This window comes from Achromobacter sp. 2789STDY5608615 (assembly GCF_001298995.1).
Taxonomy (GTDB): Bacteria; Pseudomonadota; Gammaproteobacteria; order Burkholderiales; family Burkholderiaceae_B; genus Achromobacter; species Achromobacter insuavis.
In genome coordinates, this window is record NZ_CYTY01000052.1 from 11833 (window position 1) to 37709 (window position 25877).

The window sequence follows — 25877 nt, forward strand, 5'->3', positions numbered from 1 at the left end:
TAAAAAAAGCCCGATCGTCGATCGGGCTTTTTCGTGGCCGGAGGGCGCCTGGATCAGCCGCCCGGCTGGGTCGAGGCCATGGCCACTTCGCTTTGCACGATGCGGCGGATGCGCACGGCATCGCCGATGCGCGACAGCTTGCCCTGCGAGTCCAGCAGCACGATCGCCAGGTCGCGGCCGTTGATGCGCGCCAGCATCACCAGGCATTCGCCGGCTTCGTTGATGTAGCCGGTCTTGGACACCTTGATGTCCCAGTCGGGCTTGCGCACCAGCAGGTTGGTGTTGCGGAAGGTCTGCGTGCGGTTGTTGATCTCGACGTCGTACTCCGTGTCGGTGGAGTAGCGGTGGATCAGCGGACGCTGCGACGCGGCGCGCAGCAGGCGGGCCAGGTCATGCGGCGACGACACGTTGTTGCTGGACAGGCCGGTGGGCTCGATGAAGTGCGTGCTGCTCATGCCCAGCGACTGCGCCTTGGCGTTCATGGCGGCGACGAAGGCCGGCAGGCCGCCCGGATAGTGGCGGCCCAGCGCGTTGGCGGCGCGGTTCTCGGACGACATTAGCGCCAGGTGCAGCATGTCGCCGCGCGACAGCTTGGTGCCCACGCGCAGGCGCGAGGTGGTGTGCTTGAGGCCATCGATGTCTTCATCGGTGATCTCCAGCATCTCGTCCATCGGCTGGTTGGCGTCCACTACCACGACCGCGGTCATCAGCTTGGAGATCGAGGCGATGGGGCGCACCACGTTTTCGTTCTTGGCGAAGATCACGGTGGAGGTGGCCAGGTCCTGCACGTAGGCGGTGCTGGACCGCAGCGCGGCGGCTTCGGCGCGCACCGACACCGCGGGCGGCGGCATGGCGGCTGCCGCGGCGGCGGCGGCCGTGCGCTGCGCGCGCGACGGCTTGTTGGGCTTGCCGTTCTTGCCGGCCGCGCCCTTCTTGGACGAACTCTGCTGGGCGACGGCCTGCTTGCCGCCCTTGGGCGTTGCGTTCTTGCCGGCGGCCTGCTTGGGCGCGCCCTTGGCGGCGGCCTGTTTGCCGGCGGCGCCCTTGGGCGGGGCCTTGGCGGCGGCCGACTTCGGCGCGGCTTGCTTGCCAGATGCGGCCTTGGGGGCGGTTTTACCCGCGGCTTGCTTGGGGGTGGAGGCCTTGCCGGCGCCCGCTTTGGCGGGGGCGGGGGCCTTTTTGGCTTGTTGCGCCTTGCAAGCCGCCGATTTGGCGTTGGTCTTGCAAGGATCGGTATTTTTCGCGGCGAGCGCGGCTGAGGGCAGGAGCGCGCACATCGCCAGCGCCGCCGGCGCTATCGCGTTCGCAATTGCACGTTTCCAGGTAAATGCCATGGTTTGAGCAGGCTTGTCAGTCTGTGAAGAATTATTTCCCCGGCCGGGCTTGCTGCGGTTCGGGAAAAGTCCAGATGAATTAGGGGCTTACGCGTCGAATTTAAACAGTAATTTCAAGTCGCGCGCAAGGCGATTCGCTATCATCGCCGAAAAAAATATCAGGGACGTATTGACGGGTAGCTTATTCGTCGCGCGCGGCGTCCCGAGACGCTACCGGCGCGCGGCGCGTGAGCGTAGCCCGGATTAACCCTCATCCGGCTGAATACACGGGACTTTCGTGGAAAGCGACCTGCGGAACCGAGGTCGGGAGCGTGGCCTCGCCGGGTGGAATCGAACCACCAATTGACCCTTAGGAGGGGCCGGTTATATCCATTTAACTACGGCGAGACGGGCAAAACTGCGGGGATTCCGCAACCCCATGAATGCATGAGGATTTTATCGTAGTGCCTTGATATCAAAGGGCTTTATCTTGGCGGGAGTTTATCACTCTTCATCATCGTTTCTCACCTGATCTAATATCCCGCTACTACATAACTACTACAGCAGGAACAGTCGAGATGGCCGCGATAGTCAAGATCGGCGCCAAGTGGCGCGCCCAGGTACGCAAGGCAGGACGCAAGTCTATCAGCAGGACGTTTGAGACCAAAATCGAGGCCCAGCGCTGGGCGTTGGAGATCGAGGGAAGCTCGGCCGAAACCGCGTCCATGACCGTGGCCAAGCTGATAGAGAAGTACCGCGAGCTGCGCGCCGAATCTGGCCGCCCAATCAAGCCCAAGTCCAATGAGGACTACATGCTCCAGCACCTCGCGGCCGAGGACGACGGGCTTGGGCAGGTGAAACTTGAGAAGCTGGCCACCTCGCACCTGGTGACCTGGTGCCAGCGCCGGCAGCGCGCCGGCGCCGGGCCGTACACGGTCAACATGCACATGTCCAAGCTCGGGACCGCGATTCGACACACGAAGAGCATTCTCAACCTGCGCATCGGCGACCCGGTGGGAGACGCCCGGCCGACCCTGCACCATTTTGGACTGATCGGCCCCGGTAACAAGCGCGACCGCCGGCCCACAGCCAAGGAGCTGGAGCAGCTCTATGCGTACTTCGCCGAGCATTTCCCCTATATGGTGGATGTGCTGACGGTGGCTATCAATACGGGGCTGCGCCAGGGTGAGATTTTCCGCATCCGCTGGGCGGATTTGGACGATGTCCGAAAGCTGATTATCGTGCGGGACCGCAAGCACCCGAAACAGAAGGTCGGGAACGATCAGCCCATACCGCTGCTGGGCGAGGCCTGGGCGGCCATCGAGCGACAGCCGCGCGATACGCCGGATGGCCGGATATTCCCGTACCGTGCCGCGACGGTGAGCCAGCTATTCACGCGGACGTGTGTGACGCTGGAAATCAAAGACCTGCATTTCCACGACATGCGCCATGAAGCGGTAAGCAGTCTATTTGAGGCAGGCTGGCAGATTCCAGAAGTGGCGGCCGTCTCCGGCCATAAGGACTGGCGCCAGCTCAAGCGGTACACCCAGATCGACCCGGCAGGACTTCATAACAAAGTCCTGCCGATGCCGAAGCGTGCCGCCTAGCGGTCGTTGAGCAGCGCCGCTTCGCGGTAGCGCTGGTCGAGGTATTCACCGACAGCCCGCACATCGGCGTATCGGTTGCGGCCCTCGGTGTAGGTTGCGACGGCACACTTTTCATCTGAAATCAGGTTGCGCAGCGAGCCTTCCTTGATGCCCAGCTCGGTGGCCAGTTCGGTCATGGTGAGGCGCATACGGCCGTAGCGCATGTACAAGATGATCGCCGTCGAGGCGGCGGGCGGAATTGCTTGTTTCTCGGTCATTCGGACTCATCCTTGTCTGCCGCGCTGGCACGTTTGAAATCGCATCGCGGCGGTATGGGGCGGGGGGGGTGGACGTCGCTGGATAAGTTGCAGTCGGTGGCGCGGCCGGCGGTGGTCGAAGCTGCCCGGCGCGCGGACGGGCCAATGCCTGGGCGGTGATTTCCAGGCAGCGGGCGAGCGCAGGCGAGCGCAGAGCGTCCGCCAGCGTGCCGCGAAGGCGCGCGGCCGCGTGGGCCTGTGCGAGCTGGGGCAGGGTGGGCTTGTGCATCGCTACGCCCCTTTCCGGAAAACCCAGCAATGCACCGTCGTGGCCTTGGTGGCGCCGGCCTGGCTCGCACTCTGGCGAATGCGGCTCTTGACGGTCTTCACCTCCAGGAACTTATGCTGGCGGCTGGTGCGTAGCACCTTCTTCAAGTCGCCCAGGGTGGGCACTTGTTGGCGGTGCGTAGCTGCAACCTCGATGAAGTGATTGAGGTTGACCGCGATCTCTTCATCGTTGCAAGAATGGTTGAGCTGCGGCGCCATCTCGTCGTCACCGTTGAGATAGGTGTACGCCTCCCAGAACCCCTGCACGATGGGATGGTCCGCGTTGATGACCTGTTGCCGCTCGCCAGCCATCGCGCCGATGAGGTCGGCGGCCGCTTGGTACTGTTCATCAGTCAGCCGAACCACCAGGCGCAGCGCGTCCAGCACAGCCAGCAGTTGCGCGTGGCACTTCATGATGCGGGTCATCTTGATATCGCCGCGCTCGCGCAGGGCGTCAACGTGGTGCTGATAGCGGGAAAAAGCCGTCTCCAGTACTTTCGTCTCGCGCTTGGTGGCGGCCAGGATGAAGCCGGATACATCGCTGGTGGGGGTGGTCTCAAGCGCCACGGCGGCGGCCAGGGTCTTGGCATTCTGGCCAGCCCGGTCGATGTTGATATGCACGATGCGGGAAAGAATGGCTTCGGACGCGTTCACCTCGTTGTTTTGCGAGATGACAATGGATCCTCGGAACGGCGGTTCATAGGTCTCGTTGCCGCCGTTGGCCACGCCGCGCGAACGAATACTGCGGCCGTTGTAGGCCGTTTTCAGCTCGTCCCAATCAAAGGACTTCACGTGGGATTTCTCTTCGCCCAGGCGCTCGCGGTCCGATTCGATCAGCACCACGGGCAAGCCCGCGACCTGGGCGAAGTTGCGAGCGCGCGCCGGCGTGGTGGACTTGGACGGGTCGAAGCCTTCGTAATCGGTGCGCCCGAACAGCTTCCACAGGAATTCAATCAGCGTTGACTTGCCCGAGCCTGCCTCGCCGACGACTTCCAGAAAGGGGTAGCTTTTCTGATGCGCGCGGATTTGTTCGGCGAACAGCGATCCAAACCAGAAGGCCAGGGTCACGATGCCCTTTGCGCCGAATGCGGTCCAGACATGCTGCAGCCACTCCGCCTTGTATTCGTGCGGGTCGCCGTTCACGGTGAGCGTGACGGACTGATTCAGGCTCTTGACCGACAGGCGGTCGATGTCGAAGAAGTCCTCTTCGTTCACGTCGTAGATCGTGCCGCCCTTAACCGCCAGCGCGCCAAGGATGTAGGCGCCATGCTCGCGGCTGTAGCCGATGAAATCGACGGTCTCCACGCGCTTGATGTTGTATAGGCGGCGCTCCATCATCCTGTCGAGATGATGGCCGTGGCCGGAGAACATCGCGCCGGGAGCGATGGCCAGGAGGCGCTTTTTGAACTCGCTGGCGGTGGACACCTGGGACGATGTGAAGGTGTTTTTCACGGGCGGCCCGTCATGCGGGAATTCCACTCGGAAGTAGTACCAGCTTTCGTCCGTGAGCTTGTTTTCCTGGAAGTACAGGGGCGTCGGGTAGCAGTTGGAAATGGAGCGAATGCCTCCCGCCTCGCGCAGCGCGAGCGCGCGCAGCTCGTCGGATGCAAGTTGCTCCGTCGCCTCTTTGCCGATCCGATCCATCGCCTTTTGGTAGGCGTCGATATCCATCCGGAACCAATACAGGCGCTTTCCGAACTCGAAATCAAACTCCGTCCGGCTGTTGTCGTGCTCGTACAGAAGCAGCGCTTTTTCCGTGGCGCTGCGGGCCAGCAGCACCGCACCATGATGCAGGTACAGCTTGCGGCCTTCTTGCGACAGGCGGCGTGTGGCGCCGTCCTGGGCGTGTTGGTCGAGCTGGTAGAGGTCGTTCCAGTCGCGCTTACGCTTGCCATCCTGGGGGATGATGGCCGCCTTGCTCGTCCAGCCGTCTTCGGTAGCGCGTTCGGCGTGCTTGCGCGTGAAGCGCCGGCCGGCGGCGTCGCCGTCCAATGCCCAGACCAGATGCGGCAGATTGTTGGGGCGTGCGTCTGCGAGCGCGCGCAGTGCGCTGAATGGATAGTTGTTGCACGACATCGTGGCGGCGGCCTGGATGCCAACCAACCATAGGGCGATCGCATCAAAGATGCCTTCAACAAGCCACAGCTCTGCGACCTTGGCGGGGTCGAAGCCGGGCGGCGTCCACCACTCGCCCATGTAGCTGCCGCCGGGCTGGAAGCGGGCCTTCTGCTTGCCGAAGCGGCCCGGCTCATCTATCAGGCGTTCCCAATAGGTGCGGCCCACGGGAAACCGCACCGTTGCGGAAACGAGATCGCGCGAGCGGTCGTGATAGGTCTCCTGCGTGTAGCTGCCTGCCAGGCGGGACACGTCGAAGCCGCGGGCGTGCGCCAGGTAGGCGTCAGCAGCCGCGTGTGGGTTGGTCTTCATGTCCTCGGCGTAGCGCTTCGACCAGTGTTCGAAGATGTCCGAGAACAGCTCCTTTACGTGGCCTTCCCAGCCGCATTTATCGAGCCGGCCGCAGCGCAGTACCCAGGGGTGGTCTGCGTGCGTGTAAACCTCGCGCTTCTTGCAAGCGGGGCAGATGCCCTGGCGAAGCCAGCCTTGCCGCTCTTTGAACTCGAAGCCCGCGAGGCGGGACATAACGTCGCGGTGAATATCGGGCTTCATGATTACGCCATCAGGTTGCGTTCGCGCAGGGTGCGCATGGCAGCGGCGTGAACGGCGCAGGCGGCGGTCAGCATGTGGCCGGACAGAACGGTATCGCCGGCCGAGGCCGTCAAGAAGAGGGATTGGCCGGGCTCATAGGCGCCGCGCACCAGATATTCGGTGAGCTTGGCCAAGGCCTTCACCTCGTCATCGTTCATGTGTGTTTCGATGCGGGCATGCACGGGGATGGCAGGCATATTCGATTCCTTCGGAAAACAGTTCCCCGCGACGGGCGCAGATGCGCCCGCCGGCAAGGCGGTATGACGTGGGGTAGGTAGAGGTGCTACAGCGCCAAGGCGGCGGCTTCCTGGGCGCTCAGGAGGTGGGCGATTTCCACCGAAGAAAGAACGCGGGTCCGGCCGGTGGCGCGGTCAACGACAAACAGCGCGTGGCTGGTGCTGCGGTCCATATCGAAATTGACCGGGCTGGAGCGACTGCCGACTTCTGCGATGCCCTTCGCCGCTTCGGTCTCGGCGGTGCGTTGCGAGCAGTTGGCCACTGCCATCAAGTGCGCAACGCAGCGCTCCAGCAGTTGGTTGTCACGCGGCCCGGGCATCGTGGCGCCGTTGTCCTTTTCCACCGCAAGAAACTGGTGTGCCTGGTCGGCGAGAAAGGGGCGGCTCCAGTTGGTGGCGCAACCAATTACAAGTGCAAGACGTTGGCTATTCATCATGGTCTAGGCTCATTTGGCGTGGATCGGACTTCGCGGCTGCAGCAAGCCGCAGGGACGTGCTGAATGGGGACAGGGGCAGCTGAATATCCGGCCTGGCTTGCGACAGGGCAGAAGGCGAGATTGCGGCCACTGCCTCTATGTGTGCCTTCCAGGTGAAACCGCAGTGCAGATTGCGGCATTGGAAGTAGGCGGCGCGCACCAGGGGGGACAGCTGTTCGCTGGTGCGTACCGTTGCCCAGGTCTCGCAGTAGGGGCAGGCCATCCCAAAGCGATTCATTTGGGAGTCCTCTTCCGGCGGCCTCGAGTCTCGCCCTGGCGCTCACTTTCGAAATGCTCCAGGCCTTTGAGGGCGAGCATTCGAATGAATGAGGAATGCGTGCGTCGTTGCTCAATTGCATATGTGACGCAACGCTCGAAATCATCCGCCGGGATTCGAAATCCGACCATCTTTTGTGCCTCGGCGTCAGGAGGCAGGCCGGCCCGGGCCTTCTGGCTTGGTGTATGTTTCATGCTCATTGGCAATTGATAGCAAGTGTGAGCCTCAATTATTTATCCAAATGGATATTTAGTCAATGGGACATATTCAAATGAGCATAGGAAATAGGCTCCGAGAGGAGCGCAAGCGCATCGGCCTGGATCAAGGCCCGTTCGGGCAGATCGGCGGCGTGCAGACCGTCGCGCAATCGAACTACGAGAACGGCAAACGCATGCCCGATGCCGCGTATCTGGAAAAAGTCGCAGCAGCCGGGGTGGACGTGCTCTACGTTTTGACCGGGACGCGGTCGCTGTCACAGGCAGACCTGTTCGCCGATCTCAAACGCTACGGCGACGCTTGGGAGACCCTGGAAATGGCTCTTGAGGCCGCCGGGCGAGAACTAAGCCCCGCGAAGAAGCGCAAAGCGGCCGATGCGCTGTACCAGGCGAGTAAGGCGCAGATGTCGATGGACAAAGACAAGTTGACCGAATTGGTTCTGCAGTTGGCGGCCTGATTGACCGCCCCATAAAAAGGAGGAAGAGGTGTTCCGAGTTGGATTTGCAATGGCCCTGATGGTGACCGCGCCGCTGGCACAGGCGGCGGGGCAGTGGTACGAAGGCGGCACGCTGCACAGTGCCACGCTGAAGGAATGGGCATCCGCTACGACGCAAAACAAGATGGCCACCATGGCCGATATGGTGGTCGCGGCGAAACTGGCGAAACGACCGATGGAGGTTGTGGAGCAATCCGTTAGGGCCGCGTCCTGCATTGACGAGGTGGCCAGCGAGAAAGCGGCCCAGGGCCAGGAAGTGGCCACGGTCGCCGCCCTGTGCATGATGAACGGAAAGAAGGGGTAGCGCCCGCTGACTGATCGAACCGGGTATATGAGGCCGTTGGGGGGGTGCCGGTTGCCCTACATTGCCGGCAAGGGCTGCGGCTGTTCGCGTGTGCAGTCGTATGGAGCTGGCGAACGCACAGGAAATATAAGAAATGCAGAATCCTCAAGACCCCGGTTCGAACGTTCATTTTCTCAACTTGCCTGCAGCCGACGTGAAAGCCGGCGATGTGCTCGGAACCTTGTTCCATGCGCTCAAGGGTGCGAAGGAACGGAGACAAGATTGCGCCGCCGCGCCGGCTTCCAACGATCAGCGGATCAGCGGTGATGGCAACATCCAAATGTCTGCGCAGGCAATGCCAAACCAGTCAATCGCCGGCAACAACAATATTCAGATCGGCGCGCTCAATCTGGTGGTGCAGGTAACGATGAACGTGAAGCGATAGGACACGGCGCGTTAGTCCGCGTCGTCCTCAATCGTGGGCAGGTCGCCGTCAGACGGACCCTCATCGGTCTTTCGCGCGTCTGCCGTTTCTCCCTCGCAACTGGTCGTCAGCCCGCCATCGTCCAACTTGTGCGTCACACGCGATAGCAGCCACACGGTGGAGCTGATAAGCGGTTTGGTGCCCAGCATGCGGACCTTAGCCTGCGGCGTCAGGTCCGGCCGGCCATAGGCCAGCTCAAAACGCAGCGTGGCGGTGCCGCGCTGCAGGCGCGCCCATTCAGCGCGAGCTGCCTCCAACGCGTCCTCTTCGCTCGCATACAGTTGCCGCAGGCGCTTGGCGTTGCCGATCACGCCCGCCAGGACATGCCGGCGTTTGGCCTTGCCCTTGTCCTGCCAGGACGCATGCACGCCGGTGTACGAATCGCGGTCCGCGACTTGGTAGCGGATGGCGTCGCCGTCGCGTCGCGTCAGCTCGATGGTGGGCATCTCCTTGCCGCTGGCCGTGCCGCCGTTGCCGATGGGCAGGAACAGCAGCTTTCCTTCCTTGATGGTGGCCACGGCGTCGTAGCGCTTGCCAATGCGATTGAGAAACGCCAGGTCTGATTCGTCGGTCTGGTCGATGTGCGCGATCTTCGTTGCGCCGAACGAGCCAACCACGGGCGCGAGCTTGTGCGCTTTGGCGATGGTCTCCACGATGGCTTTGATGCTTGTCTTGTGGAAACTGCGCGTGGCGCGCGTGCGCAGTGCATTGCTCATGTCCGCGCTGCGCGCGCGCAGGGTGATGATGTCGGGCGGCCCGGAAAACTCCACCTCGTCCACCTCGAAGGTGCCTTTGTCCACCATGCCGCGGGCATCGTTCCAGCCCAGGAAGACCCGCACGGCCACGCCACGGCGGGGCAGCTCCAGCAGGCCGTCATGATCGCTCAACGTGATATCGAGCTGGTCGGCCTGGTCCGATCGGCATTCGGTGATAGACAAGCTCATCAGGCGCGGCGCCACCTTGCCAGTGACATCCCTTCCGTCGACGGTGACGCGCCAGCGCGGCGCGGCGTATTCGGCGCGCCCGCGTTCCAGGCCTTCGGTGAACGTGTTCAGCATCAAAGCCCCCAACCGGCGATAGAGCCGTCCATCTTGTCGATGGGAATTTGCAGGTCATCGAGCAACGGCCGGGCCTGTGAATCGTCCACGCACTTGAGGGTGACGGTGAAGTCCGATTTCTGCGGCAGGCCGTTGACGAAGAACATTGAATCTTCCGCGTCCAGGCCAGTGATGATGAAAGCGCCGTAGACCGTCCCCATGCCATCGACCATCACATAGGCCTTTCCCGTGTCGCCCATCCGTCGCAGCAGCCGGATGGCGCTGGTGGTGCCGAAGAGCTGCGGAATGATCGTCCCCGTCAGCGTAATGGTGTCTTCTCCCTTGCCGACAAACTGGTAGGCCGGCCCCGCGCCCATGCGTGAATTCGAGGGGTGCCGCCATTCGTTCTGACGCTTGAGCGTCTGATATGCGGCGGTCGGCAGACCGAAAATAAACATGCCAAGGGCCATCATCATGAGCGTGGTTCCTATTCGTTGTCGTAGTAGGCAGAGCGCAACCGCGCCGCCTTGTCAGCATCCCGCCGGCGCAATACGTCTTCGACGGCTCGCGCTATGTCGGCCTGGCCAGCGCCGGCGCCGTTGATGTGGATGGTGATGGTGTCGCCTTGGATGGTGATGGCGCGCCCGCCGGCCGCGCTTGCCGACATCGGCGGCCGTCTGTCGATCCTTGCCAGGGCTCCGGCTTCGCTAACCATGCCAGCGGGCGCAGCCAGGGCGCTGCCAGGGGCCGCGAGAGCGCCTGACGCCGGCAACATGGCCCCACCTATGGCCACGGATGCGGCGAGCGCCTGGGCGGCCTTTACGGCGGCCGGCTGGCCCGCCTCGATGCCCACGGCCGCACCTTCCGACACAAACCCGCCCATCTGCGCGAAAACGCGGCTGGGCGAATGGATGCCCAGCTTTTCCTTGAACCATCCGACGATGCCCGAGCCGATGTTGGAAATCGACTCCTTGAGCGCGCCGGCCATGCTCGATATGCCGTTGATAAGCCCCTGAATGAGCATTGAGCCGAATTCTGTGAAGTTGCCGGGTAGCTCGATGCCCAGCGTTCCCAGGGCGCCAGAAATGGCCTGGTAGAGCAGGCCGACAGGCGACCAGTTCAACATCAGCGCGCCGATGCCGGCCAGGCCGCCGTCAAACGCCACCTTCACGGATTCCCACAGATCGCTGAAGAAGGTGGTCAGGCCGGTCCAGGCGGCGGACAGGATCGGCATGGGGTTCAACGAGAGCAGCAGCTCGCCCAGCCAGGTCTGGGCGGAATCGAAGGTAGCGGTTATCTGCGTCCAGAGGCCCGAGAAAAAGGCCTTGATCGGCGTCCAGTACTGGTAGATGAAATACGCGGCGGTCGCAATGGCCATGATGGCCAGGCCAATGGGATTACCCAGCAACAGCTTGCCCACGGTCAGAATGGTCCGGCCCAGCAGGCCAAAGCCGCCCTTGGCCAGATTGGCCAGCACGCCCATCAAGCTGCCGCCCTGAATGCCCAGCATCGACAGCCCATAGCGCACCACGATGAACGGCCCGAGCACGGCGGCGAGCGCCAGGGTCAACGCGCCGAATGCGGCGGTCAGGGCCGCGATGACGGCGGCGGTGGCGGTCAACGCGCTGGCGAGTCGCGGATTGGCTTTCATCCACTCCCCAACGCTGCTGACGATGCCGGCCAGGCCACGGGTGAGGCGGCGCAGCGTGTTGTCGTGCAATTCCTCTACCTGGATGCCCACGTCCTCAAACGCGCTTTTCAGCTCGTCCAGATCTCCTACCAAGTTGTCCGCCATGGTGCCGGCGGTCTTGTCCGCCTCGCCCGCGGATTGCTTGAGCGTGGCGACGAACTTCTGCAGCTCGCCGGTGCCGGCTTGCTCAACCAGCACCTGCAGGCCGCTGAAAGCCTCTTCGCCGGCAATGTGCTTGAAGAAGCCCGAGCGCTCGGCGTTGCCCATCTTCGCCGTCTTCTTGTGCAGCTCCTGCAGGATGTCGGGGAGCTGTCGCAGGTTGCCTTTCGCGTCCTTGGTCTTGATGTTCAGCTTGTTCAGGGCGTCGGCCGCCATCTTGGGCGGCGCTGCCAGCCGGCCGATGATGGCGCGCAGCGCGGTGCCGCCCATGCTGCCCTGAATCCCCGCGTCGCCCAGCTTGCCGGCCATCGCGGCCACGGTCTCGATGTCCTGGCCGACGCCGGCGGCCACCGGCGCCACATACTTCATCGTCTCGCCCAGCATGTACAGGCTGGTGTTGGACCGCGTGAAGGCCGCCGTCAGCACGTCGCCCACGCGGTTCATCTGTTCGGCCGGCAGTTTGAAGCCCGTCAGGATGTTGGACCCGATGTCGGCGGTCTGCGCGAGATCGGTGTCGCCGGCCTTGGCCAGCGAGAGCATGCCGGGCATGGCGTCCAGAATGGCTTTGGCGCTGAAGCCGGCCATCGCAAGAAAGCCTTGCGCATCAGCGGCCTGGGTAGCGGAAAACATCGTTGTCGCGCCCAGGTCGCGCGCCTGCTTGCGCAGCGACGCCATTTCGTTGCTGGCTTTGTCCACGCGGGCCAAGGCCTGAACCTTGCTCATCTTGGCGTCGAATTCAACACCAGGCCGGATAAACCGGGACTCGGCATAGAGCGCGCCGCCGCCGGCGGCCAGGCCCGCAGCACCGGCGCCAGCCATCGCACCGACGGCGGACTTCCCCGCGCCATACTTTTCCTTGGCGGCTGTCAGCTTCTGCTGATGCACGGCGGCGGCCTGCAGCTTCTGCGTCTGGCGGGTCAGGGCTTGGGATGTGTGGTCAACCTGCTGGCGCAGGCCCCTTTCGTCCCGTGCCAGGCTCGATGTGGATATGCCGGCGCGGCCCAGGCTTTCGCGTAGGCGCTGCAGCTCCGTCGATTGCTGGCCGTGCCGTTCTTTGAGCTGCTGGGCGGTGCGCACGGCCTGATTGAATTCCCGCGTCATCGCGCGGGTGGGGTTGGCGGTGGCCTGCATCTGCTGGGCCAGGGTGGCCACGCGCTGCTGCGCCGTGGCCATCTCGGCGCGGGTGGTTTGCAGGCCGCGCGTCAGCTCGCGGAACTGGCCGATGTCGCGCTGCGCTGCCGTGAGCTGCTTGAGCTTGCCGCGCAGGTCGGCGACGCCTTGGGCGGACGCCGCCGCCGCGCCTTTCATTTTCTGCAGCGGCCCGGAAAGCTTGTCCTGCAGGGCTGCAATCACGCGCAGTTGTAGCGCCTTGTCCATCTGTTACGTCTCGGGTTGATAGCGCACGCGCGCGCGTTCGCGCCAGTCGGCCAGCTCGGCCAGCTCCATGGGGTCCATGGCGGCCGGCGGCCAGTGGAAGACCATGGCGATGTCCGCCATGGCGTCCTCTACGCAGTTTGGATAGCCAGCCGTTCCGCCTTGCTGATAAAAAAACTGGCGAGCGTGGCCCCCGCGCTCAACAGGTCGGCCGGGTCCATGTCGCGGATCTCAGCGGGCGTCAGGATGGGATCGCACACGCGCGGCAGGACGGTACACAGCGCCTGCACATCGACCTGTACCAGCGACATGAGGGTTACGCCACGCAGCGCGCCGGCCTTGGGCTTGCGGATAAGCAGACGGGTGATTTCACCGCCGGCGCGCTTGATCGGCTCGTCCAGATCGACCGACTTCAGGTCAGGGGTGTCGATGATGGCGGCGACTTGGGCGAGGGCCTGGCTGTCGATGGGCTGGCTGGTCTTGTCGGTCATGATGGCTCCAAGTGTGGGGGATGGTTACAGGCCGATGGCGGTGCGGATGGCCTGCATGGTGTCAACGTCGCCGACCATGTGAATCATGTTCACCAGGTCGATTTCAAAGACGGTCTGGCCGTCGTGCGATTCCTTGTAGTAGACGCACTCGGTCACGATCTTGACCTCGGTGTCATCGCCGACTTTCGACTCGCCCCGATCAATTTCCGAGTGCCGGCCGCGCACGATGATTTCCACTGCGGTCACTTCGTTGGTGTCGTCGCGCTGGTAGGCCTGGGCGAAGCGCAGTTGAACGCCGGCGACATCCACAGCGCCGTACTGCTGCAGGATTTGTTTCACGACGCCGCCGCAGGTCCATTCGACCTTGAGCGCGTCATCGTCCAGGCCGAAGTCAGCCTTGATGGCGCCGGCGACGCCGCCCGCGCGAAACGCTTCCATCTTGCGGGTGAGCTTGGGGAGGGTGACGGACGTGGCGACGCCGGCGTAGCTGGTGCCGTCGTTGTACACGTTCATATTTTTGAGCTTGGCGGGCAGTCCCATGGAATTGGCTCCGAGTATGCAGAAGGCCCAGCGCGCGGCGGCGCTGGGCGTAGGGGATTAGGCGGCGATCCGCTGGGAGAAGTCGAGCAGATAGCGGTCGGTGATGCGCTGGCGGAATCCCAGGTCTTCCAGCGGCGGCACGGGTGAGTAGTCGTAATCAAGCACCAACTTGCCGCTCTTGAGCGATTCCTTGGTGTTCGGCGCGTCGTCGTACCAGGCCTGGCCGTCGATGATGTAGCCCAGGGCCTTGAGCTGGCGGAATTTGGCGTTGATGCCTTCCAGAATGTCTTTGACCAGCGAGGGATGCAGGGGCGCGTCCACCGCCCACATATGCGCCTCGGCCATGGTGTCGGCCAGGATTTGCGCGGTGCGCGTGTAGTTCTCGAACGGGTACAGGCTGGTGGGGCCGGCGCAGGTGCGGCTACCCCAGAAGCGAAAGCCCGTGCGGTTCACCAGCGTGGTGATGTCCTTTTCGTTCAGGTAGCCGGCGTCCGTCGCGGGGTCTTGCAAGTCCCAGAAAACATCCTTGCTGATGCCGGTCACGCCGTTGACCGCGACGTTGGACAGCACCTTGTGCCAGCCGATGTCCTTGTCCAGCTTGGCCCGCAGGCCCAGCGCGGCGGCAGACGCGGTAATGATGCCCTCGGTGTTCGCGCGGCTGTCCCACCCCAGGAAGTCGGGCCACAGCAGCATGAGTTCGCGTTGCCCGAAGCCTTCGCGGAAAGCGGCGGCGTCTTCCTTGGTCTCGCAGCCCTTCATGCTGGCGTAGGCGAAGCCGCGCAGCTTCTGCGCGATCTCGGCCAGCGCGGCCGTGGTGGCAGCGTTTTCCAGGCCGGGAATGCCGATGATGCGGGGTTTCAGCTTGGGGCCGGAGTTCTGCGCGGCCAGCAGCGCTTTGAGGCCGGTGTAGCGGCCATCGCTGGCGGCGCCGCCGATGACGTTGGAGGTGGTCTCGGCTTCGGTTGCGCCCTGCGCGACGCGCACGATGATCGTAGCGGGGTTGGTCTGGGCGCTGATGGCGTCCAGCGCGCGCGCCAGGGTGCCTTTGGTGCCAGCCTTGCCGGCGGCCGCCATGATATTGGTGGCCAGAATCGGCGTGTTCAGCGGGAACGTTTTCGGGTCGGCGTCTTCCGCCGTGGCCACCATTCCGACGACGGCCGAAGATACGGTGCGAATGGGGCGGGTGCCGTCGTCAGCCTCGATGACGCGCACGCCGTGGTGGTATTGGTCAAGTGCCATGGATGAACCTCAGAGTGGTGAGCAGAGCCCGCATAACTCTGCGGGTATGGCAGCCAGTCTGCCGGGGGGGGCTTCGCGCGCGCACGGAAATTCATTTGTGTCTCGCAGACATACAGGGCGCGTGCGCCGGTCAGAAAAGCAAAAGGCCCGCCAGAGCGGGCCTGTAGTTGCATACGTCATTCGATCGGAATGGGGACCGGTGGCGGAGCCATGACCAACAAACCGCCAGCGGTGATGCCGGCAATTTCGCCGCCGTAGTCTGCCCATTTTTCATACTCGCCCGTCGCGAGTCGTGTCGCGTCCTTCGGCACTTGGTCGCCATGTCGCTCCGTTGTGTAGAAGCCGCGGGTCGAGGGACTGTAGTAACGATTCGTGGACATTTGCACTCCTTAACGGCCGTAGGCCTCATAGCGAACGATGACATTCCAAGGCGTCGAGGTGGAAGAGTTCCCCCGAATAACTGTGAATCCAGTTTTTGTAAGACTCCCGGGTTTGATTGCGCAGCTCACCTGGGTTGGCGCTGAGGTCTCAATTGTGAGGTTAATGATCAATGCGTCCTGCAGAAATGCCTCGGGGAAGGTTATGTTCGCTTCAAGGGTCGAATTCGGAGGGATAGTGACCTGCGGCACTACGCCCCAGTTTCGGGTCATGCCACCGGGCATTCTGTCGAAGCCGTTGTAGGTGGCCGAGTAGTTGGAACCTTGAAACGCCGCTCGCAACGATGCGGGGCTGATGGTCAGGTCGTCTCGCGTAAGGCTTTGAGCTTCCGGCGAAGTGGCGCGGCGCGAGATGCCGGGGGTCGCGGTGGATGCCTGCGGTACGCTGATTCCTGAAAGTGCCGTGAGAACGAATTCGGTTGTTGCCAATCGGTTGGAACTGTCCGCAGGCTCCGGAGTCGGCGCGGTGGGTTCGCCAGTTAGTGCAGGTGACGCCAAAGACGCGCCGGCTATAAGCGTCAGAACTTGGCTTGGAGTCCTCGTTGTCAGGGAAGCATTATCGGCGCCGAGCACGAAATTTCCGGCTGCAATCGTTGCCAGACCAGTTCCGCCGCGCGTTACCGACAGGGTGCCGGCGTTAGCCTTGCTCATATCCAGTCCAGTTACATTCAGTGCAACAGGAGCGGTACCGTCAAAGCTCTTCGCTTCTGCTGTCGCGCCGCCGGTGATTGAAAAGGATCGAGCGGTGGAAAGTTTGAGAGCCGCCGCAGCCGTGTCGGTTTTGTCCAGTTTCTTGGCCAGTCCGTCTTCAACGAGTTGACGCGTAGCCAGTACCACTGCGGGGTCAATCTTGAGCGTGAAATTGCTGGTGCTGGAAACCTGCAGAACCATGCGCACCACCTGCGTGCGTGCCGAACCTTCGGCCATCTGCGGCTTGTAGGTGGGCGGACAATTGCAGACCGCGACCAGATCGCCGTCAGCGTCGCGCAGTCCCATTTCGCGGACCCACCACCCGCCGAACTGCTCCGGGATGACCTGTTCCACTACCAGCCAGGCCGGATTGCTCGGGTCAACGAATTTGCGATTGATGGGCGCGCGGTGCTTGGAGCCGATCAGCGAGGTTTGCTCGCGGCTCGGCACGGGCAGCACGCCGCCGCCGTCACCGACTTCCAGCTCGGTGATGTTGACGGGGACGCCCAGCGCCTTGGCGTTGGCCTCCTTGGCTTCGCCGATCTTGGTGAGGATTCCGAAATAGGTAGTCATGGGTATACCGTCAGGGTGTCGATGATGTGCGTGGTCACGGCCGAAGACACGCCGGCTGCCACTTCCACAGGTTGGGGTTGATAGGGGTATACAGTCATCACGTCGCCGTCATACGACGCGAGGCAGTGCTCCAGCGGCGCGCGTACCTCCACCGCGATGGCCAGGCCGATCAGGTGCTGGCTCAGGCGCTTGGTGCTGTCGATGAGCCGGCCCAGCTCGTAATACATGCCTTCGGATATGCCACTGTCCAGCACGCCGATGGTGAGCCGAAAGGTGCCGCGCTTGCCCTCGGGTGCCATCTGGTGCCACTCGGTGACTTCAAGCAGATAGCCCAGCGGCTCCACCACGCGCCGCAGTGCGCCGATGGTGCCTTTCAGCCGGTGTATCAAGAATGAATTCGCCACGGCCTTACGCTTGGCGGCGTCCGACCATGTGTCGTCCCAGCGGTCTACGGAGCGCTCCCACGCCAGCCAGGGCAGCAGCGCGCTGGGCGTGGTGCTCGCACGGCGAAGCGCCCGCAGGGGCAATGGGATGTCCTCGATGTCGGCGCCGACCTGTGCAAGCTTGCGCTCAACGGGCGTAGACGATGGCGGCAGCAGCAAGGGCTTTTCGGCCATGTCAGCCCTCGGGCGCAATGGTGACTTCGACGCCCGTGCAGGTGGCGGCCTGGGTGGCAGACAGCACCATATCGTCGGCCGGCTCGATCAATTCCAAATGTGCGACGCCTTCGACATGCAGGGTGGCGTTGATCGCGGAGCGCCAGACGGACACGCCGGCGCGGCGGGCGCGGTTGACGTAGGCATTGCACGCACGCGTGGCGGCCTCCAGCGCTACGGATCGCCCTGGCCCTTCGCCTTTCATGTGCAGGACCGCGCGCACGGCGTAGGGAACGATGCTGCTGGATTGGACGGTGAGGCGGTCGCCCATGGGCCGTATGTCCTCGTCGCTGAGTTTGGCCCGTACCTTGGCCAGCAGTTGCGCCGGCGCGGTGCCATCCCCATCACGCGACAGCACACAGATGAGCACATCGCAAGGTTCCGGCGTGGTGGCGGTGACATCGGAGACTTGGCCATCAGCACTCAGGGCATGGAAGATGTAGCCATCGCGGGGACCGGCCGTTGCCAGTCCTTCCCAGGCCATCTGCGCGCGCTCGCGCAGCTCGTCGTCGCCTTCGTACACCGCCTCCACCGGCGGCAGGGCGGTGGGGTCGGCGGGCCTGATGACCAGGCGGCGGACGTTGTACTCGGCGGCGATGTGTTCCAGGTTGGCTCCCCGCGCGAAGGCAAGAAGCACCGCGCGCGCCGCATCGTTGACGCGCTGGCGAAGGATGACTTCGCGTTCGGCGTTCTCCTGCAGGGTGATGACCAGCGGTTCGGATTCCAGCGCCAGCGCCTTGGCCACGGCATCGCGGTCTTCCTGCGCGAAGAGGGCGAGATACCGCGCCTTGCGCGTTTCCAGAATCCGTTCGTAGTCCAGCGGCTCCACCACTTCCGGGGCGGGGAGCTGAGAGAGGTCAATGATGTTCTGGCTTGCCATATCAGGCGCTCAAGGTGGTGGACAGGGACACGCTTTCGGTACGGTCGCCCGTGTCGGCTTCGCCGTGGACGTTCAGCACCAGCGCGCCGGGCCGGTCGGCATTGATGCTGGCCGACAGGTTGCGCACACGCAGCCGGGGCTCCCACAGCATCAGGGCGGTAGCGGCTGCGGCGTAGAGCTGCAGCAGGGCGGCGCCGTTGGTCGGGGTGTCGATCAGGTCGGCGGCCATGGCGCCGAAGGGCCGGCGCCGAACGCGCGTCCCTATCGAGGTCGTGAGGATCTTCGTCACAGACTGATTCAGGTGTTGGCGGCCGCTGATTCGCAGGCCCGTGTTGGCGTCCATCCCGATGTAGGTCATGCGCCTGCCCCTGGTCCTTGGGTTTGATCGCCGCCTTGCAGCACACCGCCGTGGGTGTGCGTATGAAGCACGACGCCGTGAGACGACAGCTCGCCATCGGTGTGGCGCAGATCGCCGGTGATGGCGGTGCTGTTGCCCTTGCCGTTCTTGCCGCTCATGCCGGCCTGATAGGTAAACAAGCCCGTCACGGTCACATTGCCGTCAAGGGTGATTTCGGGACATTTGACGGTGGCGGATTCGCTGGCCTGGATCATTGCCGTCTTGATGCCCTCCGCAGTGAGTTTGCCGGCTTCGTGGTCGTAGACGATGCGCGCGCCGTCCGGATAGCGCGTGACATGCTCCGCTGCACTGCCGGAAGGGGCGGGGATAGCTTCCGAGTTCAGGCCGGCCAGCACCACGCCGCCGGCCGGGTCGCCGTCAGGACAGAGCAACACAACTTGCTCGCCCACGGTGGGCGGGTTCCATGTCGTTGTCGTGCCGGCGCGCAGCTCCAGCCACGGTAGCCAGTTGGTTTCAAGATCGCCCGACGCGACGCGCGCGCGCCGGCTGGCTGGCCAGATCGACGGCGGAGACCGTACCGATGCGGATCAGGTTTGAGATGAGGCGGAAGAGTTCGGCGATGTCATGCATAGCGGCCATGTTGCCGGGCCGCCTTCGCGCGCGCACGGGGCGCGCCTTGTGCTTGCGCGTACTACAGGCGTTGGCCTGCCAGGTGGCGGGCCAGGGCGTCGAGAACCATGTTGCGCGACCGCTCGGTAAAGCCCAGCAGCTTGCGGCGGGCGTAGCGCACGGGCGCTTGGCCGCGCGCTGGGCGGTCTGTGCGGCCTTCCTGGTGGACGCGGGCCAGGCGCGCCACGCCGCCGCTGTAGCCGACCACCGCATCGGTGTCCGTCGCTTCGACGCGCAGGTATCGAGAAGTGCGAAGTCGAGCGAACATCTTGCGCCGAATGGCGCCGCGCTTGCCGCGTAGGTTCTTGGTGCGGCGGGGGGTGTAGGGCGTGCCGTCCGGGTTCTGTTGGGCGGCAATCCGCTGCCCTTCGGTGCGGCGCAGCTCTACCGCGATCGCGCGGTTGACGCGGCGTCGCTCGGCCGGCCGGAGCTGCGCCAACAGGCCGGCGACCCAGGCCTGCACGTCCGATAGATCGTCAGCCATGGGTTTGCCGCCAGTCAGGCACAGTCACAGTGTCAGGCTCGACGCCCGGGATGGCGATTGTGACATCGGGGGCCGCTTCGGGCAGCTCCGGGTCTACCGGCTCGTCCACATGCTCGGCCACCATCGAGCCGTCAGGCAACTGCCGCACGACAACGCGCTCGGTCAGCGGCAGCTTGATTTCGACATCGGCCGCGTTGTGATTCAGCAACTCAACATCAAACTGGATGGCATTGGCGCGCCGCTCGGGATTGGCCATCAGCTCGGGCTGCTTGATCCGGAGCCAGGCCAGCAACGGGAGCATCAGGGCGTCGGCCACGCCGGCGTAGTCGGTCACCACGATGGTGATGGTGTAGCGGTACTCGTGCGAGAGGTTCAGCGACGCCGTGCAATGGATGCTGCCATCGTCCACGAAGATGTGCAGCCGGTCGGGATTCTCGGCAAGGTAGCGGTTGCACCTGGTCAGGTACTCGCGCAGCTCATTGGCCTTTCGCATGGCTCGCCTCGTCCTGGCACTTGATGATGGTGTCCACCTTGGCGGCGCAGATGGCCCAGGCGGCTTCTATGCGGTCGATCAGCAGGTTCAGATCGCCCTCAGTTCGCGGGGCCGCCGCCGGCAGGCTGCACGGGGTCACGGGCGCGCAGGTATTCAGCGTAAGCCGCGGACCCTGTGATGGCGGGGCGCTGGCGCAGCCCTGCAACAGCATCAGGCAGCAGAGCATCAGCCCAGCGGCGAATTTCCGGATTTTCATTCTTCAGCCTTTCAAGGTCGAACGTGCGCTGATCCAGCGCGTTGCGAAATTCATCCTGCGTGCGCTCCAGTTGCGCCAGGTCGAGACGTTGCGTGTCCATGCGGCCGCCCAGCTCCAGCATCTCGGCAGTCTGGCGCTCGATAACCTGGCCGTAGTTCGTGATGGTGGATTCCTGGCGCGCGATATCGCCGCGCTGGGACCAGACCATCAGCGCCAGGGCGGCGATGGCGAGATAGGGCGCGGCCGCCTGCAGGAACGCTTTCATGCGGCCTTCTCCTGCCCTTCGCCGGAGAGGCGCGCGTAGGCGCGCTCCAGCTTCACGTCGTAGAGGTTTTCCGCATAGGCCGGCCCGTTGTAGCGGCGGGCGAACAGCGCCCACTTGCGGCCCTTGAGCGCACGGTGCAGCTCGGGGTCGGCCAGGATGAACGTGGTGAAGGCCGCCAGATGATCGCCTTCGCTGCGGTGCTGCGCTTGCACGAAGGCCCCCACATCGGCATAGCCCAGGGTCTTCCAGTGATAGCCCATGATTTGGAACAGCCCCCAGCTCGCCGCCTCTTGGGCGGCAGGCGCGCAAATCTGCGACGCGCTCGCCAGGCGCACGTACTCGGCCGCGCCGCCGGCATAGCCGCCGCGCTGGCGGCTCAGGATGGATGTGCGGTCGGCGTGCCGCAGCGGGTCAATGCCATGCTCGATGAGCTGCTTCCAGAAGACATGCCGCTCAAAGAGGATGACGGGGCGACCATCGGGCAGAAAGCCGCGCCCGCGCGATTCCACCTCGTTCACTGCCTTGATGCTTGCCAGCGGCACGTCCAGGCGCTCGGCGGCGGCGATGAGGTCGGATTCCCGCAACAGGCGCGACAGGTCGAAGTTGGCCAGCGCGGCGCGGCTCTTAGGCCCATAGACGCCATCGACCACCAGGCCGCTGGCCTTTTGCAGCGCCGCCACGGCGTCACGCGTCGCGTCGTCGTAGACCGCCGTGCGCTCGATTGGGTAGCCGGCGCGCCGCAGGTCGGATTGCAGGTCTGCCACGGCTTGGCCGATAGCGCCCTTGCGCAGAATGTCAGACATCGGAGTTTCCTCGGGTGAAGGTGGCGAGATTGCCGCGCGCGCGCCATGCGCCTACGCACAGCAGCGCGGCAATGACCAGCTCGGACGGGCCGGCAGGGGAGTGCAGCAGCAGGATTTCGACGGCGCGGCAGAACAATGCAGCAATCAGAGCGCTGGCCAGGCACGACAGCAGGCGGCGATGGCGCGCGCCGTTGGGCTGATACCACAGGAACCGGCTGGCCGTGGCGGCGTACAGAAGGGCGCAGGCCACCGCGATGAGAGAGAGGGTAGGGGTAGGGTGCAGGTCGGTCATTTCTTGTCCCCCAAGCCCCGGAAAACGGTTCCCAGGTCGAAGTCCGGCGCCTTGGCCAGCAGCTTGAGCGCCAGCGGCACGATAACAACCGCGCCGATCAGCGCAGGCAGGAAGGATTCCTTGGCCAGCTCGCGCGCCACGATCTCGCCCGCGCCGCCGTAGCCGCACAGGCCCGAGACCAGAAAGGAGGCGAAGCGCTTCCACGCGGTGAGGTCTTTCTTGGTGCTCGCCACAAGGGCGGCGCCCATGACGGCGCCGAAGGCCGCGTTTGCGTCGATCAGCGGCAAGATTTGCGACAGGGCCGCGCCGGATACCAGCGTGGTGGCCACTGCGCCCGATACGGTCGAGGGTTCGGCCATTGGGTTCAGTCCCAGAGTTTGACGGCAGGCGCCGCCGTAGGTTGAGGGGCGGCGTCCGGCAACACGACGACATGGCCATGCGGAAGCACCGCGCCCAGGTCGGCCAGGCCGGGATTGAGTTCGTAGGTGGCTTCCACCACGTCGCGCGTGGTGCCCAGGCGACGCCAGCAGAGCGCATCCACGGTGTCGCCTTGTTGCGCGCGGACCTTCATCAGATGAGGTCCACGATGTTGCGCTTCTTGCCGATGATGTCGGCCAGCGCCCAGCGCGCATTTCGCCGGTGGTCGTCGGGCGCTTCGTTGAGCGCGTCGGCCCGTTTCTGGCCGGCTGCGGTGGTGTCGTAGTCGGTCATGCGCTCGATGAGATCGGCCTTGGCCAGGCTGTAGACGGCGCGCCGGTAGGCATGCTCCAGGCGCGTGGCGCCGTCGATGTTGTCGGCCGGCACATCCTTGAGCTGGGCATAGCCCTGCGCGGTTTGCGCTACCTTCCAGGCGGCCAGGCTGTTACCCGCCTCCAGCACTGCGCCGACCAGGGCGAAGCGCAGCCGCGCATCGGTGACGGTGCCATCCAGGCGCAGCGTCTCGCGGGCATTGTCGAGGTCTATGTTCGGAAAGAAGCCATCGTTTCCGATCAGCTTCGGCTGTGCGGCGCGGGGCGCGGGTGCGGGTGCGATGAAGCTCATGGCTTGTCGTAGTGAAATCGGCGGTGGGCGGGCATCCAGCCGGTCTAGGACCGACCTTCCGCCCGCGCCGCCGTGCGCTTTGGGGGCACTCGTTTAACCGGCGTTGCCGGCGTTCTTGATCTTGCGGTCCAGTTGCTCGATGAGCTTCTTCGCGCCCACGCCGCTGTGCAGCTCCACCGCGCGCCGGAGCTGCGCGACGGCCGCGCGGGCCATCTCCAACTGCGCGCCGCGCGGCTCGTCGCCGGCCTGCGCCGCCAGGGTCTTGCCCAGGGCCAAATGCAGCTTGGCGCGGGCTTGGTCCGGCGCGTCGTGCCCGTCCACCAGGCGCGCCACTTCCTGCAGCAGTTGCATGGCCTGGCCGTGGTCGGTGACGACGCCATCGGCGAGCTGGCCCGCCACTTCGTCCAGCAGCAGGGTGGCCGTGTTGCGCTTGAGGCGTTCAGGAAGCTGCAAGTCATGGCGCAGCACGTAGTCGGCGAGCTGCAGGCCGCGCGAGAATGCGCCGATGTCGAAATGCCACACCATGAGCGTGGTGACCACCTCGTCCGGCTGGCCTCTGTTGCCCGTCAGCACGCCGTCGAGATAGTCGGCGTAATCCGGAACCATCTCGCGCTTGGTCGAAATCTTGCGCTCCACGGACTGGATGTCATGCAGGCGCCGGCGGTCTCCGGTCAGCTTGGCCATCATCTGGCCGTAGATGCCGCCCATGACGGCGGGCGCGGCGTCATCGGCCGCGCTCGCACGTGCGGCCAGCACCCGCGTGCGGTGTCGTTGTGCGGGGCTGGTCATGGTCAGGCCTTCACCAGCTCGATGTTTTCGACCAGCGCGGCCATGCCGTAGTCCTCGATGACGTAATCATCGTTGGAGCTTTCGTAGGTGTCGATGCGGCTGCGCTTGGCGTTCTCTTCGATGTGGCGACGACGGCCGCCGATTTGCCAGTACAGCGACAGATTGTCCAGCGTGGTGATGAGCACCTTCTTTTCGGGGAAGAACGGCGCCTGTACGGCAGCGAGGCCGCCAATGCGCTTCTGGCTGATGATGAGATCGGCGGCCAGGGTGTCGGTGGCGCGGTTTTCTTTGTTGACCAGCGGAAAATACTTGTCGTGCATCAAGCCGCGCCCGACGACGGCGACGAGGTCGGGATTCTCGCGGTGCCACGGGTCCAGCAGGGTGATGGCGTCGAAGACCAGGGCATCCAGGTTGTCATAGTCGCCGCCAGCGCCAACCGTGACTTTGCCGGCCGCGCTGCCAGCGGCCATGACGCGCTCTTCGGCATGTTCGCGCATCTTCTGCAGCCAGCCCTTGTTCACGTCCTGCAGCAGCGGGTTCTTGCTGGGGTCGGTGGTCGCGGCAACGCTGATGCCGTTGAACCCGATCATGATGCGGTCCAGCGCCTGGCGGTGGATCAGCAAATCACGGATGCGGGTCTCGAAGTCGGGGAAGTGCGCCCAGGCATCCAGCTTGGCGTAGGGGATGAACGAATCGAAGTTCGTTTGGCGGCAGTGATAGCCGTTGTCGTCCATCGTCGTCAGGTCGCGGGGTTCGCGGTCCTTCGTTTGGGTGTCGGTCCGCGAGGCGGACGGGCCGCCCAGGTTCAGGCCCAGCTTTTGGCCCTGCTGTTCGGTGACGCCGGGCATGTTGATCTTGCTCAGGAAGTCGGAGCTTTCCTGGATCTTGGTTTCCAGCGTCTGTTGCACGGCCGGCTGAACGCTGAAAGTCTGGGTGACGCTTTCAACCTGGTTCAGCGCGGCCAGGCCGCCCAGGTAGGCGTTGAAATGGGTGCGAGTGTCGTTGCGCATCTGATGGTCCGGGTCTGGTGTGGTTAGGATGGTTTCGGCGGCTGCGTGGTCAGCAGTCGGTCTTTACGCGATCGGTGCCGCCGGCAGCGGTGGGGCGCTGCGTGAATTGGCCGGGGGTCTTGTCCAATTGCGCGCGCAGCTCGGCCAGGTCCTTTGCGCTCGCGGCCTGCGTCTTGAACGCTTCCAGTTCGGTCGAGACCTTCGAGACAGCGCCGGCCAGGTCGGTGGTGGTTTTCGTGATCGCGGCCTCCAGCGCGCTGAATGCTTCGGTCGCGGCGGTGATGTCCACCGGCGGGGCGGAGGCCGGCGCCGGCAGCGGGGCGGGGGCAGGCGCCTGGCTCGGCAGCATGGAGCGGAAGAAGGCGCCGAACGCCTGTAGCGCCTTGGTGGTGGCTGCGGTGTCGGGGGCGGGGCCGGCTTCGTCGTCGAAGTTCAGGGACGTTTCCAGCAGGCTGGAGAACATATTGCCCGGCGACTGCTTGCGGCCCGCGAGGGGATTCTCGGCGGGGTTCTTGGCGGCGAATTCCAGGATGGAGGTTCCCAAGCTCGCCGGACTGTCGGTGACGCCCAATCCGACCAAGCCGCACTTGCCGGTGCCGGCGAAGTCTTCCTGAATCTCGATGGACGTGTAGATCTTCTGGCGACCCTTGGTCATGGCGACCAGCGCCGGCGTGGGGTCGAGCTGCGCCTGCAGGGCAAGCTTGCCCTCGGCGTTTTCCTCGGTACGCACGGCCAGGACATCGCCGTAGGCGCAGAACGGACTTTCAGGAACGACGCCGCGAATGTGCTCCATCCAGATGCGCGCGCCGTACTTTTCGCGGCTGTAGGTCGCCGCAATCTGCTCCAGCCAGGTGCGCTGAATGTTGCGGCCGTCGGTGGTCTGGCCTTCGGTGGCCACGGTAAACCAGCGGGCTCTGTTGCAAAGATTGGCGGCAGTCAGAGGTAGGCTGTCGCTCTGCGCCGATCAGGCGGCTGCTGCGAAATGGTGGTTGAG

At 64.3% G+C, this 25877-nt stretch carries 35 protein-coding genes and 1 tRNA gene; 4 read left to right on the top strand and 32 right to left on the bottom strand.

The window, feature by feature from the left end:
* Window positions 1-53: 53 nt before the first annotated feature.
* Complete coding sequence (gene pbpG / locus AOZ49_RS32035; RefSeq protein ID WP_054428452.1) at window positions 54-1334, bottom strand: D-alanyl-D-alanine endopeptidase; 1281 nt, start codon at window positions 1332-1334, stop codon at window positions 54-56.
* 312 nt (window positions 1335-1646) lie between these two features.
* Window positions 1647-1721: transfer RNA gene (locus AOZ49_RS28190), tRNA-Arg, on the bottom strand.
* A gap of 170 nt (window positions 1722-1891) precedes the next feature.
* Between AOZ49_RS28190 and AOZ49_RS28195 the strand changes: the two genes are divergently transcribed.
* Window positions 1892-2920: a site-specific integrase gene (locus AOZ49_RS28195; protein ID WP_054479067.1), complete on the top strand. Its 1029-nt coding sequence runs from the start codon at window positions 1892-1894 to the stop codon at window positions 2918-2920.
* On the opposite strand, the gene AOZ49_RS28200 is transcribed toward AOZ49_RS28195, so the two are convergent.
* From AOZ49_RS28200 to AOZ49_RS34060, 5 genes are all read right to left on the bottom strand, one after another.
* Window positions 2917-3177, bottom strand: coding sequence for a hypothetical protein (locus AOZ49_RS28200; RefSeq protein WP_054479069.1), 261 nt, complete (start codon window positions 3175-3177; stop codon window positions 2917-2919). The two genes, AOZ49_RS28195 and AOZ49_RS28200, sit on opposite strands and share 4 nt — an antisense overlap.
* A gap of 270 nt (window positions 3178-3447) precedes the next feature.
* Entirely contained in the window at window positions 3448-6150 is a 2703-nt protein-coding gene (locus AOZ49_RS28205) for a toprim domain-containing protein (protein WP_054479072.1), read from the bottom strand.
* 2 nt (window positions 6151-6152) lie between these two features.
* A complete protein-coding gene (locus AOZ49_RS28210) occupies window positions 6153-6386 on the bottom strand; it encodes a hypothetical protein (RefSeq protein WP_054479074.1) in 234 nt (77 codons plus the stop codon).
* A gap of 86 nt (window positions 6387-6472) precedes the next feature.
* Window positions 6473-6862 carry a hypothetical protein gene (locus AOZ49_RS28215; protein ID WP_156355768.1) on the bottom strand — a complete coding sequence of 130 codons (390 nt, stop codon included), beginning with the start codon at window positions 6860-6862 and terminating at the stop codon, window positions 6473-6475.
* Window positions 6852-7139, bottom strand: a complete 288-nt coding sequence (locus tag AOZ49_RS34060) for an Ogr/Delta-like zinc finger protein (RefSeq protein WP_035359366.1) — start codon at window positions 7137-7139, stop codon at window positions 6852-6854. Before AOZ49_RS34060 ends, AOZ49_RS28215 begins: the two co-directional genes overlap by 11 nt.
* A gap of 310 nt (window positions 7140-7449) precedes the next feature.
* Between AOZ49_RS34060 and AOZ49_RS28220 the strand changes: the two genes are divergently transcribed.
* The 3 genes from AOZ49_RS28220 (at window position 7450) to AOZ49_RS28230 (ending at window position 8618) form a co-directional block, all read left to right on the top strand.
* Window positions 7450-7851: a helix-turn-helix domain-containing protein gene (locus AOZ49_RS28220; RefSeq protein WP_054479078.1), complete on the top strand. Its 402-nt coding sequence runs from the start codon at window positions 7450-7452 to the stop codon at window positions 7849-7851.
* A 49-nt stretch (window positions 7852-7900) separates the two neighbouring features.
* Window positions 7901-8194, top strand: coding sequence for a hypothetical protein (locus tag AOZ49_RS28225; RefSeq protein WP_054479080.1), 294 nt, complete (start codon window positions 7901-7903; stop codon window positions 8192-8194).
* 133 nt (window positions 8195-8327) lie between these two features.
* Entirely contained in the window at window positions 8328-8618 is a 291-nt protein-coding gene (locus AOZ49_RS28230) for a hypothetical protein (protein ID WP_054479084.1), read from the top strand.
* Between the two features lie 11 nt (window positions 8619-8629).
* Here the strand turns inward: AOZ49_RS28230 and AOZ49_RS28235 are convergent, their stop codons facing one another.
* From AOZ49_RS28235 to AOZ49_RS28335, 25 genes are all read right to left on the bottom strand, one after another.
* A complete protein-coding gene (locus AOZ49_RS28235) occupies window positions 8630-9715 on the bottom strand; it encodes a contractile injection system protein, VgrG/Pvc8 family (protein WP_054479086.1) in 1086 nt (361 codons plus the stop codon).
* The gene (locus tag AOZ49_RS28240) at window positions 9715-10170 is read right to left on the bottom strand and encodes a phage tail protein (RefSeq protein WP_054479090.1); all 456 of its coding nucleotides are present in this window, start codon (window positions 10168-10170) and stop codon (window positions 9715-9717) included. Before AOZ49_RS28240 ends, AOZ49_RS28235 begins: the two co-directional genes overlap by 1 nt.
* A gap of 11 nt (window positions 10171-10181) precedes the next feature.
* On the bottom strand, window positions 10182-12920 hold the full coding sequence (locus tag AOZ49_RS28245; protein ID WP_054479092.1) for a phage tail tape measure protein: 2739 nt from the start codon (window positions 12918-12920) through the stop codon (window positions 10182-10184).
* Between the two features lie 3 nt (window positions 12921-12923).
* Window positions 12924-13040, bottom strand: a complete 117-nt coding sequence (locus AOZ49_RS32045) for a GpE family phage tail protein (protein WP_082380612.1) — start codon at window positions 13038-13040, stop codon at window positions 12924-12926.
* An 8-nt stretch (window positions 13041-13048) separates the two neighbouring features.
* Window positions 13049-13408 (bottom strand): phage tail assembly protein, encoded by a 360-nt coding sequence (locus AOZ49_RS28250; protein WP_082380613.1) that lies wholly within the window; start codon window positions 13406-13408, stop codon window positions 13049-13051.
* A gap of 24 nt (window positions 13409-13432) precedes the next feature.
* Entirely contained in the window at window positions 13433-13948 is a 516-nt protein-coding gene (locus AOZ49_RS28255) for a phage major tail tube protein (RefSeq protein ID WP_054479094.1), read from the bottom strand.
* 57 nt (window positions 13949-14005) lie between these two features.
* Window positions 14006-15187 (bottom strand): phage tail sheath protein, encoded by a 1182-nt coding sequence (locus AOZ49_RS28260; protein WP_054479096.1) that lies wholly within the window; start codon window positions 15185-15187, stop codon window positions 14006-14008.
* Between the two features lie 176 nt (window positions 15188-15363).
* Window positions 15364-15567 carry a hypothetical protein gene (locus AOZ49_RS32740; protein WP_156355770.1) on the bottom strand — a complete coding sequence of 68 codons (204 nt, stop codon included), beginning with the start codon at window positions 15565-15567 and terminating at the stop codon, window positions 15364-15366.
* Window positions 15568-15576: 9 nt separating this feature from the next.
* A complete protein-coding gene (locus AOZ49_RS32050; RefSeq protein ID WP_082380614.1) occupies window positions 15577-16887 on the bottom strand; it encodes a phage tail protein in 1311 nt (436 codons plus the stop codon).
* A complete protein-coding gene (locus tag AOZ49_RS28265) occupies window positions 16884-17504 on the bottom strand; it encodes a phage tail protein I (protein ID WP_054479098.1) in 621 nt (206 codons plus the stop codon). The genes AOZ49_RS32050 and AOZ49_RS28265 overlap by 4 nt, the downstream gene beginning before the upstream one ends.
* A 1-nt stretch (window position 17505) precedes the next feature.
* Entirely contained in the window at window positions 17506-18423 is a 918-nt protein-coding gene (locus AOZ49_RS28270) for a baseplate assembly protein (protein ID WP_054479100.1), read from the bottom strand.
* A 1-nt stretch (window position 18424) separates the two neighbouring features.
* Window positions 18425-18781: a GPW/gp25 family protein gene (locus AOZ49_RS28275; RefSeq protein ID WP_231690463.1), complete on the bottom strand. Its 357-nt coding sequence runs from the start codon at window positions 18779-18781 to the stop codon at window positions 18425-18427.
* Window positions 18778-19341, bottom strand: coding sequence for a phage baseplate assembly protein V (locus AOZ49_RS28280; RefSeq protein ID WP_369815889.1), 564 nt, complete (start codon window positions 19339-19341; stop codon window positions 18778-18780). Before AOZ49_RS28280 ends, AOZ49_RS28275 begins: the two co-directional genes overlap by 4 nt.
* Window positions 19342-19472: 131 nt before the next feature.
* Window positions 19473-19934, bottom strand: a complete 462-nt coding sequence (locus AOZ49_RS28285; RefSeq protein WP_054479102.1) for a phage virion morphogenesis protein — start codon at window positions 19932-19934, stop codon at window positions 19473-19475.
* Complete coding sequence (locus AOZ49_RS28290) at window positions 19927-20427, bottom strand: phage tail protein (RefSeq protein ID WP_082380616.1); 501 nt, start codon at window positions 20425-20427, stop codon at window positions 19927-19929. Before AOZ49_RS28290 ends, AOZ49_RS28285 begins: the two co-directional genes overlap by 8 nt.
* Window positions 20411-20632: an Rz1-like lysis system protein LysC gene (gene lysC / locus AOZ49_RS33740; RefSeq protein WP_231690465.1), complete on the bottom strand. Its 222-nt coding sequence runs from the start codon at window positions 20630-20632 to the stop codon at window positions 20411-20413. The genes AOZ49_RS28290 and lysC overlap by 17 nt, the downstream gene beginning before the upstream one ends.
* Complete coding sequence (lysB, locus tag AOZ49_RS33165; protein WP_054479104.1) at window positions 20526-20948, bottom strand: Rz-like lysis system protein LysB; 423 nt, start codon at window positions 20946-20948, stop codon at window positions 20526-20528. The genes lysC and lysB overlap by 107 nt, the downstream gene beginning before the upstream one ends.
* Window positions 20945-21751 carry an N-acetylmuramidase domain-containing protein gene (locus AOZ49_RS28300; protein WP_054479106.1) on the bottom strand — a complete coding sequence of 269 codons (807 nt, stop codon included), beginning with the start codon at window positions 21749-21751 and terminating at the stop codon, window positions 20945-20947. Before AOZ49_RS28300 ends, lysB begins: the two co-directional genes overlap by 4 nt.
* On the bottom strand, window positions 21744-22043 hold the full coding sequence (locus AOZ49_RS28305) for a phage holin family protein (RefSeq protein ID WP_054479109.1): 300 nt from the start codon (window positions 22041-22043) through the stop codon (window positions 21744-21746). The genes AOZ49_RS28300 and AOZ49_RS28305 overlap by 8 nt, the downstream gene beginning before the upstream one ends.
* Entirely contained in the window at window positions 22040-22402 is a 363-nt protein-coding gene (locus AOZ49_RS28310) for a putative holin (protein WP_054479112.1), read from the bottom strand. The genes AOZ49_RS28305 and AOZ49_RS28310 overlap by 4 nt, the downstream gene beginning before the upstream one ends.
* A 5-nt stretch (window positions 22403-22407) precedes the next feature.
* Window positions 22408-22614: a tail protein X gene (locus AOZ49_RS28315; RefSeq protein ID WP_054479114.1), complete on the bottom strand. Its 207-nt coding sequence runs from the start codon at window positions 22612-22614 to the stop codon at window positions 22408-22410.
* Window positions 22614-23084: a head completion/stabilization protein gene (locus AOZ49_RS28320; RefSeq protein WP_054479116.1), complete on the bottom strand. Its 471-nt coding sequence runs from the start codon at window positions 23082-23084 to the stop codon at window positions 22614-22616. The genes AOZ49_RS28315 and AOZ49_RS28320 overlap by 1 nt, the downstream gene beginning before the upstream one ends.
* Before the next feature lie 93 nt (window positions 23085-23177).
* Complete coding sequence (gpM, locus tag AOZ49_RS28325) at window positions 23178-23792, bottom strand: phage terminase small subunit (protein WP_197286796.1); 615 nt, start codon at window positions 23790-23792, stop codon at window positions 23178-23180.
* Window positions 23793-23875: 83 nt separating this feature from the next.
* Window positions 23876-24883: a phage major capsid protein, P2 family gene (locus AOZ49_RS28330; protein WP_054479121.1), complete on the bottom strand. Its 1008-nt coding sequence runs from the start codon at window positions 24881-24883 to the stop codon at window positions 23876-23878.
* A gap of 49 nt (window positions 24884-24932) precedes the next feature.
* Window positions 24933-25781: a capsid scaffolding protein gene (locus AOZ49_RS28335; protein WP_054479122.1), complete on the bottom strand. Its 849-nt coding sequence runs from the start codon at window positions 25779-25781 to the stop codon at window positions 24933-24935.
* Window positions 25782-25877 lie beyond the last annotated feature (96 nt).